The sequence below is a fragment of the Methylobacterium crusticola genome, from assembly GCF_003574465.1.
In the GTDB taxonomy this organism is placed as follows: domain Bacteria; phylum Pseudomonadota; class Alphaproteobacteria; order Rhizobiales; family Beijerinckiaceae; genus Methylobacterium; species Methylobacterium crusticola.
In genome coordinates this window covers 1-16,632 of the sequence record NZ_KZ984615.1, presented here as the reverse complement: position 1 = coordinate 16,632, position 16,632 = coordinate 1, and the positions used below count along the sequence as shown (strand labels likewise).

The window sequence follows — 16,632 nt, the reverse complement described above, 5'->3', positions numbered from 1 at the left end:
CCTCCCGATCGCATCCTCGCCGCCGCCCGGCGCCGGTGGGGCCTCGCGGCCCGGGCTCTCACAGCCGGCGCAGCCACGTCTCGAACCCCCGCGCGCCGAGCGTCGTGCGGGCGTGGAGGAGGCGCCAGGTGCCGTACTTGTGGAACTCGATGCCGGTGCGGGCCGAGGTCGCCGCCCGGGTCACCCCCCAGAGGCCCCACGCGAGGTCGTCGAGGGCGCCGTAGAGCCGGCAGCGGTTGAGCAGGCGCTCCTCGAAGCGGCCGGCGTAGTGCTCGACGGCCGCGCAGGCCTCCGCCTCGAAGGCGCAGGCCTCGTTGATGAGGACGCCGACGTCGAACCAGGGGTCGTTGTCGCCGGCGAGGTCGAAATCCACGAGCCGGACGCCGGCGCCGTCGAGCATGACGTTCGAGGCGACCCCGTCGTTGTGGCAGAACGCGAGGTCGAGGCCCGCCGCCCGGATCGCCTCGCGGATGAGCCCGGCGACCCCGACGAGCCGCTCCGTGCCGTCCGGCAGGACGACGCCCGCCGCGCCGGCCTCGGCCGCGAGGGCGTCGAGGCGCGCGAAGGGGCAGAAGCGCCGCCCGAGGGGGGCGTCCGCGTGCAGGCGCTTCTTGGCGTCGAGGATGCCCGCCATCACGCCCGGGTCCTGGAGGTCGCCGAGGCGGGCGTAGCGCCAGGGCTCGGGCAGGTAGTCGAGGCCGAGGAGCCCGTCCTCGTCGAGCACGACCCGGGGCCCGACGCCGAGGCTTGCGGCCTTGCGGGCGGCCTCGGCGGCCCACGGCACGACGTCGCGGGCCATGTCGGGGTGGCGGATCTTCAGGAAGACGGGCGCGCCCCCCTCGGGCTCGACGCGCACGCAATCCGAGGCGACCCCGCGGTGGAGCGGCGAGGCGACGGGCGCGGCCGCGAGGGCGAAGCGCGGCGGGGCCTCGCGCCAGGCGGGCACGCGGGCGAGGGCGGCCGCGACGCGGGCCTCCAGGGGCGCGGCGGCACTCATGTCGGCTCTCCCCGGTCGAGGCGGCTCGCCCGCTCGGGCGAGCCGCCGGCGCGGCACAGGCGGTGGGCGGCGCGGGTCATGACGGCGAGGCCGGCCGCGAGGTCGGCCGCGTCGGTGGCCTCGGCCTCGTTGTGGGCGATGCCGCCGAGGCTCGGCACGAAGACGATTCCCGTCGGGCAGGTGCCGAGCAGGCTCAGCGCGTCGTGGCCCGCGACCGTGTCCATGCGCAGGCTGCGGTGCTCCGCCTCGGCGGCGCAGAGGGCGACGAGGTCGCACGGCGCCGCCGGCAGGGCCCGGATCGGCCGCTCGGAGCGGGACGCGACCGCGGCCTCGACCCGGGCGCGCGCCGCCGCGGCGGCGACCGCCGCGTCCGCGAGCCGGCCGGCCTCGGCGAGGGCCCGGTCGTCGGCCGAGCGGACCTCGAGCGAGAGCTCGACCCGCGCCGGCACGACGTTCGCGGAGTTCGGCGCCACCCGGACGCGCCCGACCGAGGTGTGGACGAGGCCCGGCCAGCGCTCGGCGATGGCCCGCACCTCGGCGATCAGGTAGGCGCCCGCCAGGAGGGCGTCGCGGCGGCGGGGCATGGCGGTCGGGCCGGTATGGGCCTGCTCGCCCGTGAAGACGACGTCGCGCTTGAGGGCGCCCCAGCAGCGGGTCACGACGCCGATCGCGGCGCCGGCCTGCTCGAGCACGCTGCCCTGCTCGACGTGCAGCTCGAGGTAGCAGGCCGGGACGGCCGGGGCCGCATCCTCCCCGCGGTAGCCGATCCCCGCCAGCGCCTCGCCGAGGCTGACCCCGTCGTCGTCCCGGCGCGAGAGCGCGAAGGCGGCGTCGTGGTGCCCCGCGTAGGTGCCGCTGCCGAGCAGGCTCGGGCGGAAGCGCGCGCCCTCCTCGTTGGTCCAGTTCACGGCGCAGAAATCGGCGTCGAAGACGGCGCCGGCGGCCTTGGCGGCCATCAGGGCCCGCCCGACGCCGAGGGCGGCCGCGACCCCGAGCGTGCCGTCGAGCCTGCCTGACCGGACCTGGCTGTCGAGGTGCGAGCCCATCATCACCAGGGGCGCGCCGGCCCGCTCCGCCAGGGCGAAGTGCCCGAACTGGTTGCCGACGGCGTCGACCGCGACGCGGGCGCCGGCGGCGGCGAGCTCGCGGGCGAGCAGGCCCCGCGCCGCGCCGTCGGCGGGCGAGCCGCACAGGCGCGTCACGCCCCCGGCCGGCGTCGCGCCGCAGGCGGAGAAGCGCGCCAGGAGGTCGAGGAGGCGCGCCGCCGGGTCGCCCTCAGGAGCAGATGAGGTCGATCTCATGCTTGGCGAAGATGTCCAGGAAGGGTTTCGGCGGGGGCTTGTCCGTCACGACGCCCAGGCGATCGCCGAGAGCGAAGGTGTGGAGGTTGGCCTGGCGCCCGAACTTGCGGGAATCGGCCAGCAGCACGGCGCGGCGCGCCTGGTCCCGGAGGGTGCGCCGGAGCACGGATTCGTGCTCCTCGTAGTCCATCCAGCCGTGGTCGATGTCGCAGGCCGCGATGCCCATGAAGGCGACGTCGAAGAAGTAGCGCCGGGCATACGCCACGGTCTCGTAGCCCACGAGGGCGTTGTCGTTCGCCCGCAGGGTGCCGGGGGTCAGGTTGACCCGGGTCGGGCCGCCGCCGAGGTGGAGCGCCACGTCGATGGAGTTCGTGGTCACCGTGAGGTTGCGCCCCAGCAGCCGGCGCGCGAAGGCCAGGGTGGTGGTCCCGGTGTCGATGAAGATCGACATGCCGTCGCGCACGAGGCCGAGCGCCAGGGCGCCGACCCGGGCCTTCTCCCGCGGGTTGATCTTGCCGCGCTCGAGCAGGGGCCGCTCCTGGTCGAGCCGGGGCGACACGGCCCCGCCGTGGATGCGCCGCAGGAGCCCGCGCTCCTCCAGGAGCTTCAGGTCGCGCCGGATCGTCTCCTCCGACACCCGGAGGTAGGCGGCCACGTCCGCGACCCCGACCCGGCCCGCGCCGTGCAGGCGCGCGAGGATCTCCTGATGGCGATGGTCCGTCAGCATCGTGGCGTGTCCTCTCCCGGAGGACGGGGGCGCCGCCGGGCGCGCGCGTCGCCGGGCCCATCACGCGGCCGCGAGGTGCGGCGCCCGCCGGTGGCGCGTCGCGGACTCGTACGCGTAGGCGAGGCCGAGGAGGTCGGCCTCGCTCCACAGGGGCCCGACGAAGATCAGGTTGAAGGGCGCGCCGCAGGGATAGGCGCCGGCCGGCACCGTGACCCCGGGCAGGCCCGCGATGTTGATCTCGCAGACGGTGGTCTCGTGGATGGTCTCGCTCCCGTGCAGGGGCGGCAGGGCGTCCCGCATCTGGGGAAACACCAGGGCGTCGAGGCCGTGGCGGGCCATCACGTCCGCGAAGGTCGCGAGGTAGGCCTCCCGCGCCGCGAGGAAGTCCGACAGGTCGGGGGGCGCCGTCGGGTCGGCGAGGCTCCCGGCGAATTGCGGGAGCTGGTGCATGAAGTGCAGGACGCCCCGCGGCCCGAAGGCGTCCTCGGCCGCGGTGGCGGCGGCGAAGTCGGCGAAGCTGCGGATGGCGGCGGAGGGCCCGAGCCGCCGCAGGTACTGGTCGAGGTCGTGAGCGACGCCCTCCATGCCGCGGGCGTCGTAATGGTCGAGCCCCGCGACCGGCCGGCCGATGGCGGCGAAGCCCGAATCCCGGAACGGGTCTTCGACCAGGGTCGCGCCGCGGGCCGCGAGCTCGCCCTGCGCCCGCCCGTAGAGCGCCGTGCACGCGGCCGAGAGCGGCCGGTCGCGCCAGCCCGGCCCGTAGAGGCCGAGGCGCCGGCCCGCCAGGGCCTCCGGGTCGAGCCGGCCGGCGTAGCCGCCGCGGGGCCGGCGCCCGATCCCCGCCACGGTCTTGGGGTCCTCCGCCGTGTAGCCGGCGAGCACGTCGAGGGTGAGCGCCGCGTCGCGCACGCAGCGGGCGATGGGCCCGACCACGTCGCGGGTGCTGCCGGCGAGCGGCACCACCCCGGCATTGGGCACGAGGGCGAAGGTCGGCTTGACGCCGACGAGCCCCTGCGCGGAGGCCGGGTTCTGGATCGACCCGCCGGTCTCCTCGGCGAGCCCCAGCACCGCGAGGCTCGCCGCCACCGCCGTGGCGGTGCCGGCGCTGCTGCCGCCCGGCAGCCGGTCGGGGGCGGCGGCGTTGAGGGTCGGGCCGGCCCAGCTGTCGTTGGCGTGGCTGCCGGTGGCGCTGAGGACCGGCACGTTGGTCTTGCCGAGCATGACGCAGCCGGCCGCCCGCATCCGGGCCACCACGGGGGAATCGGTCTGCGGGATCAGGTCGACGCCGCCGCTGCGCGCGCTGAGGAAGTGCCAGCCCGCCGTGCTCGGCAGCCCGGCCACGTCCATGGTGTCCTTGATCACCACCGGCACACCCGCGAGCGGCCCGAGGGCCTCGCCCGCGGCGCGGCGCCGGTCGACGGCGCGGGCGTCCTCCAGGGCGTCCGGGTTCATCACGATGAGGGCATTGTAGCGCGGGTTGTAGGTGGCGATCCGGTCCAGGAAGGCCGTCGCCAGGGCCTCGGCGGTGACGCCGCGGGCGAAGGCGGCCGCGACGTCCGCCAGCGTCATCTCCACGGGGTCGAAGGCCTGGTCGAAGGCCTGGTCGGGCCTCTGGTCGAGCGGGTCGCGGGCTGGCGTCATGGCGCGGGTCTCCGGTTGCGTGCTGGGTTGCGGGACGCTCGCCCTTGAGCCGGACGGGCGCCCGGGCCCGTCCGGCTCAAGGGGCGGCGCGCGTCAGGCCATCCCGACGAACTCGTCCATCATCTGCCGGTCCCGGGCGACGTCGGGCGGGACCTCCCGGGTGATCACCCCCTTCTGGAGGATCAGGACCCGGTTCGAGAGCGCCGAGATGAAGCCGAGGTTCTGCTCGACGAGGAGCACCGTGAGGCCGCGGGCCCGCCCGATCGCCCCGAGCGTCTCGACGAGCTCCTCGATGATCGAGGGCTGGATGCCCTCGGTCGGCTCGTCGAGGAGGACGATGCGGGGGCCGCCGCAGAGGCAGCGCGCCAGCGCCAGGAGCTGCTGCTCGCCCCCCGAGAGGGCGCCCCCCGGCCGGTCCAGGTAGGCCTTGAGGCGCGGGAAGGTCTCGAGGATCTCCGCGATGGTCGCCTCCTCGCCGGCGCGGGCGAGCAGGCAGCCCATGCGCAGGTTCTCGCGCACGCTGAGCGCCGGGAAGATCTCGCGGCCCTGCGGCACGTAGCCCATCCCGGCCCGGGCCCGGGCGGTCGGGGACAGGGCCGTGATCGGGCGGCCCGCGAGCGCCACCGTGCCGGCGGTCGCCGGCAGGTAGCCCATCAGGGTGCGCAGGAGCGTGGTCTTGCCCATGCCGTTGTGGCCGAGGATGCCCACGAACTCGCCCGCCCCCACGCCGAGCGAGACGCCGCCCAGGATCGGGATGCGGCCGTAGCCCGCGTGCAGCCCGGCGACGGCCAGGAGGGGCTCCCCGGTCCGGGGTTCCCCGCCCGGAGGGCGGCTCTGCGGCCCGCCCATCACGCCGCCTGCTTGCCGAGGTAGACGTCGCGCACGCGCTGGTCGGCCAGCACGCGGCCGACCTCGTCCTCCATGAGGATGCGGCCCTGGTTGAACACCGTGACGGTCTTGGCGATCATCCGGATGAAGGGCATGTCGTGCTCCACCACGATCAGGGCGTGGGTGCGGTTGATCTCGCGGATCAGCGCGGCGGTCCGGTGGACCTCGTCGTGGGTCATGCCGGCGGCGGGTTCGTCGAGGAGGATCAGCTCGGGCTCCTGGGCCAGCACCGTCGCGATCTCGACCCACTGGCGCTGGCCGTGGGCGAGCTGCCCGACCGTCCGGTCCGCGATGGCCTCGAGCTGGAGGCGCGCCAGCGTCTCGCCCACGATGGCGCGGGCGCGGGCCAGGGACTTGCGCCGGCCGGCCGCCACGAAGACGTTCTCGCGCACGGACAGGCCGTTGAAGACGTTGGGCACCTGCGTCTTGATGCCGACGCCGAGGCGCGCGATGGCGTGCGGCTCGGCCCCGGTGATGTCGGTGCCCCGGAAGGCGATGCGGCCCTCGCTCGGGGTGAGCTGGCCGGTGAGCATCTTGAAGAAGGTGCTCTTGCCGGCGCCGTTCGGCCCGATCAGGCAGCGCAGCTCCACCTCGCCGAGGACGAGGTCGACCGACTGCACCGCCGTCACGCCGCCGAACCGCATGGTGACGCCCCGCGCCTCGAGGAGCGGCCGGGCTCCCGCCGGGGCGGCCCGTCCCGCGCTCATCGCGGCGCCTCCCCGGCGAGCGCCCGGCCGGGCGCGGCCGGCTCCTGCGGCGCCGGCCGGCGCACGGCGCCGGCGAGCCGCCCCAGGAGCGCCCGCATCACCGGCACGAGCCCCTGCGGCACCAGGAGCACGAAGGCCACCAGCACGAGGCCGAGGCCGAGATTGGCGTCGATCACGCGCTGCCCGCCCGCCTGGATGATCAGCCACTGGATCAGCACCGCGCCGAGAATCGGCCCGAGCAGGGTGCCGAGGCCGCCCACGAGCACGAAGATGATCACCTGGGCCGACATGGTGAGGCCGAACACGGTCGGGCTGATGAACCCGCCCCAATTGGCGAACAGGCAGCCGGCGAGCCCCGCGATGCCGGCCGAGATCGTGAAGGCGAGGAGCTTGTAGAGGCGCGGGTCGTAGCCGATGAGCTGGGCCCGGGTCTCGTTCTCGCGGATCGCCACGACGACCCGGCCGAAGCGGCTCGCCAGGATCGCCCGCAGGGCCGCGTAGACGAGGATCAGGCTGCCCATCGCGGCGTACCAGATGCCCTCCGGGTCGAGGGGGTTGCCGGGGTCGCCCGGCAGGTTGAGCGCCGGGATCGCCGGGATGCCGTTGAAGCCGCCGAGCTCCGCGTCGCCGATCCGGTACTGGCGGCCCGAGGTCGCGTTGACGAGCTGGAACAGGATCACCGAGACGGTGAGCGTGATGACGCCGATATAGGCGTCGCTGATCCGGCCGTAGAACATGAAGTAGCCGAGCAGGAGCGCGAACAGCATCGGCACCGCCATGGCGAGGAGCACCGGCACGGTGCTGTCCCCGAGGTTCAGGACCGCGACCGCGTAGGCGTAGCCGCCGAGCCCCAGGAAGGCGGCCTGCCCGAACGACATGACGCCGCCGTAGCCCCAGATGAAGCCCTGGCTCAGGGCGAACATCGCCATGGCGGAGAAGCCCGTGAGCTGGACGAGGCCGAAGGTGTCGACGAGGTGGGGCGCGCCGAGCAGGACGGCGAGGCCGGCGGCGAGCATCGCCAGGAAGCCGCCGGCCGCCCGGAGGCCGCCGGCAGGCCCCGGGGGGCCGGCGCGTGGGGGGAATGGCCTCATAGGCTGCGCCTCAGGTAGCGGCCGGTGATGCCCTGGGGCAGCACGCGGATGAGCAGCACCGCGGCGACGAGGAGCGCCACGTCGCCGATGACCGGGGTGGTCTTGAAGGAGACGAGCTCGTTGATGACGCCGAACAGCGTCGAGGCGAGCCCGGTGCCGGCGACGATCGCCGGGCCGCCGCCCAGCACCGTGATGAAGGCGCGGGCGATGTAGGACGCCCCCATGGCGGGCGAGATGCCGGAGATCGGCGCCAGCACCCCGCCGGCGAGGCCCGCCAGGGCGGCCCCGAGCCCGAAGGTCGCCATGTAGACCCGGTCGGGTGAGACCCCGAGGGCCGCCGCCATGCGGGGGTTCTGCATGGTGGCCCGCAGGATCAGGCCGAACCGCGTCAGGCGCAGGAGCAGGTACGCGGCGGCGAGCGCCGCCAGGGCCGCCGCGATGATGACGAGGCTGTAGAGGCTGGCGCCGTAGCGCCCGATCTCGAAGCTGCCGACGGGCGTCGAGACCCCCCGCACCACGTTGCCGTAGAGCGACGTCACGAGGCCGATCAGCCCGAGGCTGAGGCCCCAGGTCGCCAGCATGGTGTCCATCATCCGCCCGTACAGGAAGCGGATCACGGTGCGCTCGAGGACGAGGCCGACGAGGCCGACCACCAGGGGCGGCAGCACCAGCATCGCGACCCAGATGTTGGCGCCCGCCTCGCTCGCCGTCACCGCCGTGTAGGCGCCGAGCATCATGAGCTCGCCGTGGGCGAGGTTGATGATGCGCATCATCCCGTAGATGACGCCGAGGCCGAGGGTGATCAGCACCAGCGTGGCGATGCCGGCGATCACGTTGAAGGCCAGGAGGCCGGCCAGGTCCATGTCGCGCGCGTCCCCTGTCCGTCAGCCCTTGAGGTCGGGCGTGAACTGCTTGTTGGTCCTGGGATTCTTGAGGAGGTCGCAGGCGCCGCCGGTGTCGGCCGGGAACTGGTCGGGGTAGCTCGCCAGGATCTCCCACTTCCGGTCCTTGGGCCGGGCCAGGTAGGTGCTGCGGATGGTGTGGTGGGTGGCCGGGTCCATGGTGACCTTGCCGGTGGGGCTCTCGATGGAGAGGCCGGATTCGAGCGCCTCGACGACCTTGTCGCGCTCCACCGAGCCGGCCTTCCTCACCGCCTCGGCCCACAGCATGACGCCCTCGTAGGTGGCGGTGTCGAGCTCGCTCAGGTCCGTGACGTCGGCTCCGAACTTCGCCTGCATGCCCTTGACGAAGGCCTGGCTCGCGGGCGCCGGGAGGTCGTTGTACCAGCCGTAGCAGGTGACGATGCCGTTCGTGGTCGAGGTGTCCATGGTGGTGAGCTCGTCGCCGAGGCCGAACACGCTCGAGGCGATCGGGATCTTGCCCTTCATGCCGGCGGCGTCCCACTGGCGGTAGAAGCCCGAGTGGTTGGCGCCCACGAGGGCCGAGAGCACGAGGTCGGGCTGGGCCTGCTGGATGCGGCTGATGGCGGAGGAGAAGTTCGTCACGTCGAGGGGGAAGAAGTCGGTGCCGAGCACCGAGCCGCCGCCGTCCTTCATGAACTTCGTCATCCAGCTCGCGGTGATGTGGCCGTAATTGTAGTCGGCCGCGATGATGTAGGCCTTCTTGCCCCAGTTCTTGAGGCCGTAATCCACGATGTGATTCACGGTCTGGGCCGGCGTCGAGCCGGTGCAGAACACGTTGCGGTCGCAGACGCCGCCCTCGTACTGGGTGTTGTAGAAGTACAGGGTCTTCGAGCGCCCGAAGATCGGGCGGATCGCCTCGCGCGAGGCCGAGGTGATGCCGCCCTGGATGACGTCGACCTTCTCCTTGAGGGCGAGCTGCTGGGCGTACTGGGTGTAGAGCTGCATGTTGGACTGGGTGTCGTAGGCGATCAGCTTGATCTGCCGGCCGAGAAGCCCGCCCGCCTTGTTGATGAGGTCGACCGCGTACTCGGTGGTCTCGATCATGCGCTTGCCCTCGAGGCCGAGGGCGCCGGACCCGTCGAGCAGGCTGCCGAGCTTGATCGGCTCCGCCGCGAGGCCGTGGCGCGCGAGGAACGGCGTCGCCAGCGCGCCGGCCGCCGCCCCGGCCCCGAGCCTCAACGCACCGCGCCGGCTGATCGTCCCGTGTGTCATCCCACTCTCCGCTGCTGCGCCGCCCGGAGGGCCCGGGCCCGCCGCCCCGCCCCGGTCGGCGGCGTCGCAAGTCCGATGCCAACAAATCCCACATATCGGTCAGCCGGCAGGATTGGCGGGCCCGGGCCGCCCGCGTGCCGACGCGGCGGTCAGATCGGCCGGCCGGTGGGCAGCTGGTGCGGTCCGCGCGGGCAGGCCGGCGCGGGGCGGCGCGATGTCACAAATCGTGCAAATCGGGCCGCCGGGTGCGGCAGGGCAATGCGCGCCCGGCGGGCGCGCGTTGCCGCGGCGGTCCCGGGCCCTATGACANCCCCGCCCCGGGCGCGGCCCGCCGGGCCGCCGCGAGACGCAGCGAGGGTGAGATGGAGTATCGGCAGTTCGGGCGATCCGGCCTCAAGGTTCCCGCCCTGAGCTTCGGGACGGGCACGTTCGGCGGCACCAACCCGTTCTTCGAGCGCTGGGGGCGGACGGACGTCGCGGAGGCGACGCGGCTCGTCGACCTCTGCCTCGAGGCGGGGGTCAACCTCTTCGACACCGCCGACATCTACTCGCAGGGCGCCTCGGAGGAGATCCTGGGCCAGGCCCTCACGGGCAAGCGCGAGCGGGCCCTGATCTCCACCAAGGCGACCTTCCCGGTCGGCGAGGGGCCCAACGACGTCGGCTCCTCGCGCTACCACCTGGTGCGGGCCTGCGAGGCGAGCCTGCGGCGCCTCGGCACCGACCACATCGACATCTACTTCATGCACGGCTTCGACGCCCTCACCCCGGTCGACGAGACCCTGCGGGCGCTCGACGACCTCGTGCGGGCGGGCAAGATCGGCTACATCGGCGCCTCCAACTTCTCCGGCTGGCAGCTGATGAAGGCGCTCGCGACCTCCGAGCGCCACGGGCTGGCGCGCTACGTCGCCTACCAGGGCTACTACTCGCTGATCGGCCGGCACTACGAGTGGGAGCTGATGCCCCTCGGGCTCGACCAGGGCGTCGGTCTGATGGTGTGGAGCCCCCTCGGCTGGGGCCGGCTGACGGGCAAGATCCGCCGCGGCCAGGCGCCGTCGGGCGGGCGCATCGCGGCGGGCGGCGCCGAGGGCGGGCCGCCGGTGGCGGACGACTACCTGTTCGGCGTCGTCGACGCCCTCGACGCCGTGGCGGCCGAGACCGGCAGGACCGTGACGCAGGTGGCGCTCAACTGGCTGCTCCGGCGGCCGACGGTCGCCAACATCGTGGTGGGGGCGCGCAACGAGGAGCAGCTCAGGCAGAACCTCGGCGCCGTCGGCTGGTCCCTCACCGCCGAGCAGGTCGCGCGGCTCGACGCCGCGAGCCAGGAGACGCCGACCTACCCCTACTGGCACCAGAGGGGCTTCGACGCGCGAAACCCCAAGCCGACCCCGTGGTGACGCGGCGCCGGGGACGGGCCCGGGCGGGCCGCCGACGGGGCGGCGCGTCCGGGGCGGCCGGCGCCACTCAGGCCCGGTAGCGCGCGGCCGCGTGCTCCCGGGCGAGGTTCGGCAGCATGGCCTCGCGCGCGGCCTCCAGCGCCTCCCACTGGCCGGCATCCGGCAGCGACGGGATGGTGACGGTCTCGCGCCGGTCGAAGCCCACGAGGGCGGCGTCGACCATCTCGCCGACCTCCATGACGCCCGCGAGGCTCGCCACGTCCCGGCCGGAGCGCTCCCAGATGGCCGTGCGGGTCGCGGCCGGCAGCACCGCCTGCACGTAGAGCCCGCGGGGGCCGAGCTCCGCCTGCAGGGCCCGCGACAGGGTGAGCACGTAGGCCTTGGTGGCCCCGTAGACGCCCGGGAGCCATTCCGGCGCGAAGGCCACCACCGAGCCGATGTTGACGATGGCGCCCGCGCCGCGGCCGAGGAAGGCCTGGGCCGCCGCCCCCGCGAGCCGGGTCAGCGCCACGACGTTGAGGTCGACGAGCCGGTACTGCGGCGCGAGGTCCGGATCCGAGAAGCCGGCCGGCGTCGCCGCGCCGGCGTTGTTCACGAGGAGGCCGAGGCGCGTGTCCTCGCGCAGGCGCGCCTCGACGCGGGCGAGGTCGCCCGCGTCGGTGAGGTCGGCCGGGAGCACGTCGACGGCGACGCCCGCCTCCGCCCGCAGGCGCGCGGCGAGCGTCTCCAGGCGGGCGGCGTCCCGCGCCACCAGGACGAGGTCGTGGCCGCGGCGGGCGAGCCGGTCGGCGTAGGTGGCGCCGATGCCGGACGAGGCGCCGGTGACGAGGGCGGCGGGCAGCTTGTGGGACATGGCAGGTCTCCTCAGGGGCTTTCGCGATGGCCGCCGGGGCGGGCCCGGACGCGCGTCCGGCTCCCGCCGGCCCGGCCCCGGAGGGGCCATCGCCGCCTCTATTGATGATAACCATCATGTTTGATGTCAACGCGACGACGCCCCCGCCGGGTGCGGCGGCGCACGTGGCGGCGTACGTGGCGGCGCAGGCGGCGGCGGGCCGCGCGGCGGCCTTGCGGAGACGGTCATGGCTGGTCTCCTCTCGGGCCGCGGCGGCCCGGATCCCGGCGTCCCGCGATCCTGCGCGGCGCCACGGTAGAGCACCGCCCCGACGCTGTCGCGGACCCGGCCCCGCGGCCGGGACGCCGCGCCGGGGCCCGCGGGCCGCCGCGGGCCGCCGCGGGTCGCCCGGGCGTCAGGCGTCCGCCTCCGCGGCGAGCCGCGCGAAGTCGGCGCGCAGGCGCGGCACCGCGAAGTCCACGAAGGCGCGGACCTTGGGGACCGACAGGCGCCCCTCCGGCGTGATGACGTGGACCGGGAGCCGCGGAGGCTCGGCCTCGCGCAGGATGATCCGCAGGCGCCCCTCCCGCACCGCCCCGGCGACCTGGTAGGAGAGCACCCGCGTGACCCCGTGCCCCTCCGCCGCCGCCGCCACGGCCGCCCGCACGCTGTTGAGGACGAGGCGGGGCGTGAACGCGACGCTGCGCGGGACGGCGGAGCCCGGGGCCGGCGGGAAGCTCCAGGAGTCGAGCCCGAACTGGCTCATGGCGACGATGCGGTGCCCGGCGAGGTCGGCGGGCTCCGCGATCACGGGGCGCTCCGCCAGGTAGCGGGGCGAGGCCGCGACGACGCGCCGGACCTCGCCGACGCGTACGGCGACCATGGCCGAATCGGGCAGGTGCGCGATGCGCAGCGCCACGTCGATGCCCTCGTCGACGAGGTTCACGGGCCGGTCGAGGAGGTGGAGCCGCGCCGAGACCGCCGGGAAGGCGTCCAGGAACGCGTCGAGGGTCGGGCGCAGCACCTCCTCCCCGCTCACGACCGGGGCGGTCAGCGCGAGGGTGCCGCGGGGCGCCGAGCGCTCGCCGGCCGCCAGCATGTCGGCCTCCTCCAGGTCCGTGAGGATGCGGCGGCAGGCGGCGGCGTAGCGCTCCCCCGCCTCGCTCAGGCGGAGCGAGCGGGTGGTCCGGTGGAGCAGCGGCGTGCCGACACGCGCCTCCAGAAAGGCGACGGCCCGGGTCACGGCGGCGGGCGAGCGGCCGAGCCGGCGCCCCGCCCCCGCGAGACTGCCCTCGTCGAGGGCGGCGACGAAGACCTTCATGGCGTCGATGCGGTCCATCGGTCTCTCGTCCCGCGGCGGCACGGGCCGCCCGATCGCGGCGGCACCGCCGCCGGAGTACTGCGCACCCGGTCCCGGCGCGCAAGTCCGCGGGCGCCCCGGCGGCGCCCTCCTCCCTCAACGGTGCGGCGTCCTGCGCCCTTCACGGGCGAGTGTCGCGCCGGGGCCTCGCTCCGGGCCGGTGCGATCGACTAGGCTGAGCGCCTCCCGCCGGACCCGGCGCCCGCGATGCCCCACCATGGCCTCCGACCCGCCCGAGGTGACCGCTCCCCTCGACCTCGCCTTCTCGTCGCGCGAGTTCCTGCGGCTCCTCGAGGGCCTCGGCCTCACCGGCAACTGGGGCTGGACCTTCGCCACGGACGCGCATGTCTGGTCGCCGGGCCTCTACCGTCTCCTGGGGCTCGACCCGGGCGCCGTGCGCCCGAGCTACGAGCTGTTCCTCAGCCTCGTCGATCCCGAGGACCGGCTCGCGATCGAGAGTGCCGCGCAGGTGCGGGAGGGCCTCCTGTCCGACCACACGATCCGGGTGATCCGCCCGGACGGGGCCGCGCGCATCCTGTCGTGCCGCGGCGAGGCCTACTTCGCGCCCGACGGCAGCCCCCGGGGCGCCGCCGGGATCGTGCTCGACGTCACGGACCGCGAGCGGCTCGCCGCGGCTCAGGCGGCCGAGCGGCGCTGGAAGCGCGCCCTCGCCGAGCAGGCCCGGACGGTGGCCTCCCTCCAGCCCTACCTCTCGGCCCTCGAGCGCCCACCCGGGCCCGCCGGGCCGGACCGGCCCGCCGGGACGCCGGCCGGTCCTCCCCCCGGCGCGGCCCCGGCGCTCCCGGCCGGGAGCCCGCCCCGCCCGGGCGACGCCCCCGGGGACGCGGCCGGGCCGCCCCCGGAGCGCGGCCTCGACCAGGCCATCGCGGGCCATCACCTGCGCGCCGCCCGGGCGCTCCTCGACTGGTCGATGGCGGACCTCGCCCGGGCGAGCGCGGTGTCCCTCTCGACGGTCCGCAGGCTGGAGGAGGACACCGAGGGACCCGGCTCGGCCCGCAGCCGCCGGGCGCTCCTCGCGGCCCTGCGGGCCGCCGGCATCGTCTTCACCCTGACGGAGGGCGCGACCCTCGTGGTCGGCAAACCCTGATGCCCGGCGCCGGTCCGCTCCCCGGCCGCGGGCAGCCTCTCGAGCGGTGCGGAGCGGGCCTCGGGCCGGCGCAGCCCGTGCCGCGCAGAGCGCCGTTCCGCGGCGCTGCGGCGTGACGCCGGGCGCGCGGGAATCGCGGAGGAGCGCCCATGACCGATCCTCGGCGCGACGCCCCTCCAAGCGGTGCTCCTCACCATGGGGAAGGCCGTCGGATCCGGACGCGGAACCCGTCCCCGGCAGTCGAGCGGCGATGCAATCATCGCGTAACAGAAGCGCCCTAGTCGTACCGATGGCCGCCCCGCCCGGGTTTCGAGAGATCGAGGCGCATCGGGCAGGGAGCCGGCCGCGGGTGCATTTCTGACAACTGCACCCGATCGTTTGCAGGAGGGCATCGTGGACGAGCAGCAAGCCACATCGACATTCGGCCGAGTCTTCCGCAGCAGCGAGCCCGCCTATCGAGCCTCGATGCTCGACGCGAACGAGAGGCTCGTCTGGTCGGGGCTGCTTCCGGTGCACGATGACAAGGCCGCTGTGACGTTCGCCCGCACGATGCTCGAACGGCACGCCATCGAGGTCTGGGACCGCGCCCGTTTCGTCACGCGGCTCGAGACGCCGGAGCGCCGGCGCGCCGCGTGACCCCGCCGGGGTCGCCGGCGGGCGCGGAGCCCGCACCGGGCGCGGGAAGCCCGGCCGGCGCCGCCCCGCCCGCCGCCCTCGCGCGGCCGCCGCGCCGCCCCGTCAGGGCAGCGCGCCGATCATCTCCTTGGCCCTCGTCATGGTATCCTCGCAGGCCGCGGCGTTGCCGGCGCGGTCCTGGTCCTTCGCGGCGGCGATCAGCGTCCGGGCCTGCTCGATCCCGGCGGCCGTGGGCTTGCTCGCCGGGTCGCTCGGCGGGCCGGCCGGTGGGGCCGGCAGCGCCCGGGGGGAGCCCGTCTGCGTCGGCGTGCTGCCCGTCACCGAGGCGGCGCCCGGGCTCTCGAGGCGTCGCTCGATGGTGGCGATCTGCTCGGCGCAGGGCGTCGCGAAGGCGGGCGCCGCCGTCGCCAGAGCGAGGAGGCCTGAGGCGGCAACGAGTGCGACACGCATTGAGCGAACCCTCCTGGTCCCGTCCGCCGCGCCGGTCTCCGGCGTGGAAGGCCGGACGGGCTCCGTCAACGAACCCGGCGGATCCTGGTTCGGCCGCTCGCCTGCGGGCGCGATGACGCACGAACCGCGCCCCGGAGCCGCGGGCCGGCGGTGCCTGCCGGCGCAGCCGCCTCGCGTCGCCCGCCCCGGGCCGGCCCTCATCCCGCCTCCCCGGACGTCCCGGCACCGCCGGAACCCGCCGCCGTCCCGGCGCCCGCGGGGATCGCGGAGGCCGCGGGGGTCACGCCCGGCGCGCCCGGCGCCGGCCTCTCGGGCAAGGGGGCCGCCCCGGGCGCGAACTCGAACTCGTCGATCGCGATGTCCTCCGGTCCGAAGATCCCGTACGATTCGTCGCCGCTGCGGAACGTCTCCCGGGGCCTCGCGCCCGGCTTCGGCATCACGGTCAGCAGGCACTCGAGCTTCTCGATCGGGCTCTGCGTGATGAAATCCCGCACCTCGGCCGGCGAACAGATGGAATCCGCGAGGTTCAGCACGATGTTGCGGGCTTGTCCCGACTTGACCTTCTCGCGGATCTCCACGTGGATCTTGGCGAGCATGAAATCCTTGAGCGCCTCGGAGAAGCGCTCGTGGTAGCGGGTGTCGGCGATGGAATCGTCGTACTCGTCGAACGTGCCGGCCTCCCGCTGCTCGATGCGGGCGAACGTGTACAGCGCCAGGAGCTCCCGGGCCCGGCGGCTCAGGACCGGCGGCTTGTCGCCGGCATTCGCGAAAAATTCGATCCTCGGGTTGCGGGGATACTTGGCGACCGGCGAGTAGCAGTCGAAGATCCGCCCTTCGATGCGGAAATCCGGGTCCTTGAAACTGTTCAAGTTGTCCCGGGCGGTCGTCTCGGGCGAATGCTCGACGTGGAAGCGCGCGAAGGCCAGCGCGTTCGCCGCCTCGTTCTGCCGGCGGATCCCCTGCTGCTTCAAGCCACCTTGGCCGCGCGGCTCCTCCGCAGTCCCGGTCGGCACTCCGTGCTCCTGTCCAGTTCTCTTGAGCGACATTGAAGACAACCATCAATCCAGCGCCCCTGGTGGCGCCGCGCACGAAAGTAGCAAACCCGCCGGAACGCGAGAAGAAAAGTTTGGTTACGATGGTAATCACGGTGATGGCGCGGGCCCGGGGGCGCAGGCCGGGCCGTCTCGTCTGTCCTCGGCGGGCCGCGAACCGACATTGTTCGGTAACAGCGAGGCCGCAACACGCGATCCCGCGTCACCGCGCGGTCGGGGCGGCGGTCGCGGACCCGCCGTCATCCCGGGCCGCCTCCCCGTCCGTGCGGCGGGCGCTGCCGAGCCGTTCGCCACCGCGCGGCCGCGCAGGCCG

General features: G+C 74.7%; 16 protein-coding genes. 3 read left to right on the top strand and 13 right to left on the bottom strand.

Annotated features, from left to right (window positions below):
- Window positions 1-58: 58 nt before the first annotated feature.
- The 9 genes from DT057_RS01165 to DT057_RS01125 form a co-directional block, all read right to left on the bottom strand.
- Window positions 59-997, bottom strand: coding sequence for a phosphotransferase family protein (locus DT057_RS01165; protein ID WP_128560295.1), 939 nt, complete (start codon window positions 995-997; stop codon window positions 59-61).
- On the bottom strand, window positions 994-2,298 hold the full coding sequence (locus DT057_RS01160; RefSeq protein ID WP_128560294.1) for a Zn-dependent hydrolase: 1,305 nt from the start codon (window positions 2,296-2,298) through the stop codon (window positions 994-996). Before DT057_RS01160 ends, DT057_RS01165 begins: the two co-directional genes overlap by 4 nt.
- Window positions 2,273-3,025 (bottom strand): DeoR/GlpR family DNA-binding transcription regulator, encoded by a 753-nt coding sequence (locus DT057_RS01155; protein WP_128560293.1) that lies wholly within the window; start codon window positions 3,023-3,025, stop codon window positions 2,273-2,275. The genes DT057_RS01160 and DT057_RS01155 overlap by 26 nt, the downstream gene beginning before the upstream one ends.
- 60 nt (window positions 3,026-3,085) lie before the next feature.
- The gene (locus tag DT057_RS01150; protein WP_238313029.1) at window positions 3,086-4,594 is read right to left on the bottom strand and encodes an amidase; all 1,509 of its coding nucleotides are present in this window, start codon (window positions 4,592-4,594) and stop codon (window positions 3,086-3,088) included.
- Between the two features lie 165 nt (window positions 4,595-4,759).
- The gene (locus DT057_RS01145; RefSeq protein WP_128560291.1) at window positions 4,760-5,515 is read right to left on the bottom strand and encodes an ABC transporter ATP-binding protein; all 756 of its coding nucleotides are present in this window, start codon (window positions 5,513-5,515) and stop codon (window positions 4,760-4,762) included.
- On the bottom strand, window positions 5,515-6,261 hold the full coding sequence (locus DT057_RS01140; protein WP_128560290.1) for an ATP-binding cassette domain-containing protein: 747 nt from the start codon (window positions 6,259-6,261) through the stop codon (window positions 5,515-5,517). Before DT057_RS01140 ends, DT057_RS01145 begins: the two co-directional genes overlap by 1 nt.
- Window positions 6,258-7,352 carry an ABC transporter permease subunit gene (locus DT057_RS01135; protein WP_128560289.1) on the bottom strand — a complete coding sequence of 365 codons (1,095 nt, stop codon included), beginning with the start codon at window positions 7,350-7,352 and terminating at the stop codon, window positions 6,258-6,260. Before DT057_RS01135 ends, DT057_RS01140 begins: the two co-directional genes overlap by 4 nt.
- Complete coding sequence (locus DT057_RS01130; RefSeq protein WP_128560288.1) at window positions 7,349-8,215, bottom strand: ABC transporter permease subunit; 867 nt, start codon at window positions 8,213-8,215, stop codon at window positions 7,349-7,351. Before DT057_RS01130 ends, DT057_RS01135 begins: the two co-directional genes overlap by 4 nt.
- 21 nt (window positions 8,216-8,236) lie before the next feature.
- A complete protein-coding gene (locus DT057_RS01125; RefSeq protein ID WP_128560287.1) occupies window positions 8,237-9,487 on the bottom strand; it encodes an urea ABC transporter substrate-binding protein in 1,251 nt (416 codons plus the stop codon).
- 362 nt (window positions 9,488-9,849) lie between these two features.
- Between DT057_RS01125 and DT057_RS01120 the strand changes: the two genes are divergently transcribed.
- On the top strand, window positions 9,850-10,881 hold the full coding sequence (locus DT057_RS01120; protein ID WP_128560286.1) for an aldo/keto reductase: 1,032 nt from the start codon (window positions 9,850-9,852) through the stop codon (window positions 10,879-10,881).
- A gap of 67 nt (window positions 10,882-10,948) precedes the next feature.
- Here DT057_RS01120 and DT057_RS01115 read toward each other — a convergent pair whose 3' ends face one another.
- The gene (locus tag DT057_RS01115; protein WP_128560285.1) at window positions 10,949-11,734 is read right to left on the bottom strand and encodes an SDR family NAD(P)-dependent oxidoreductase; all 786 of its coding nucleotides are present in this window, start codon (window positions 11,732-11,734) and stop codon (window positions 10,949-10,951) included.
- Between the two features lie 394 nt (window positions 11,735-12,128).
- Window positions 12,129-13,052 carry a LysR family transcriptional regulator gene (locus tag DT057_RS01110; RefSeq protein WP_128560284.1) on the bottom strand — a complete coding sequence of 308 codons (924 nt, stop codon included), beginning with the start codon at window positions 13,050-13,052 and terminating at the stop codon, window positions 12,129-12,131.
- 238 nt (window positions 13,053-13,290) lie between these two features.
- On the opposite strand from DT057_RS01110, the gene DT057_RS36390 reads away from it, so the two are divergent.
- Both DT057_RS36390 and DT057_RS01095 read left to right on the top strand, forming a co-directional pair.
- Window positions 13,291-14,181: a PAS domain-containing protein gene (locus DT057_RS36390; protein ID WP_238312988.1), complete on the top strand. Its 891-nt coding sequence runs from the start codon at window positions 13,291-13,293 to the stop codon at window positions 14,179-14,181.
- Between the two features lie 393 nt (window positions 14,182-14,574).
- Window positions 14,575-14,817, top strand: coding sequence for a hypothetical protein (locus tag DT057_RS01095; protein ID WP_128560283.1), 243 nt, complete (start codon window positions 14,575-14,577; stop codon window positions 14,815-14,817).
- 102 nt (window positions 14,818-14,919) lie between these two features.
- Here DT057_RS01095 and DT057_RS01090 read toward each other — a convergent pair whose 3' ends face one another.
- The gene (locus DT057_RS01090; protein ID WP_128560282.1) at window positions 14,920-15,267 is read right to left on the bottom strand and encodes a hypothetical protein; all 348 of its coding nucleotides are present in this window, start codon (window positions 15,265-15,267) and stop codon (window positions 14,920-14,922) included.
- A 197-nt stretch (window positions 15,268-15,464) separates the two neighbouring features.
- Complete coding sequence (locus DT057_RS01085) at window positions 15,465-16,280, bottom strand: hypothetical protein (RefSeq protein WP_128560281.1); 816 nt, start codon at window positions 16,278-16,280, stop codon at window positions 15,465-15,467.
- Between the last annotated feature and the right edge of the window lie 352 nt (window positions 16,281-16,632).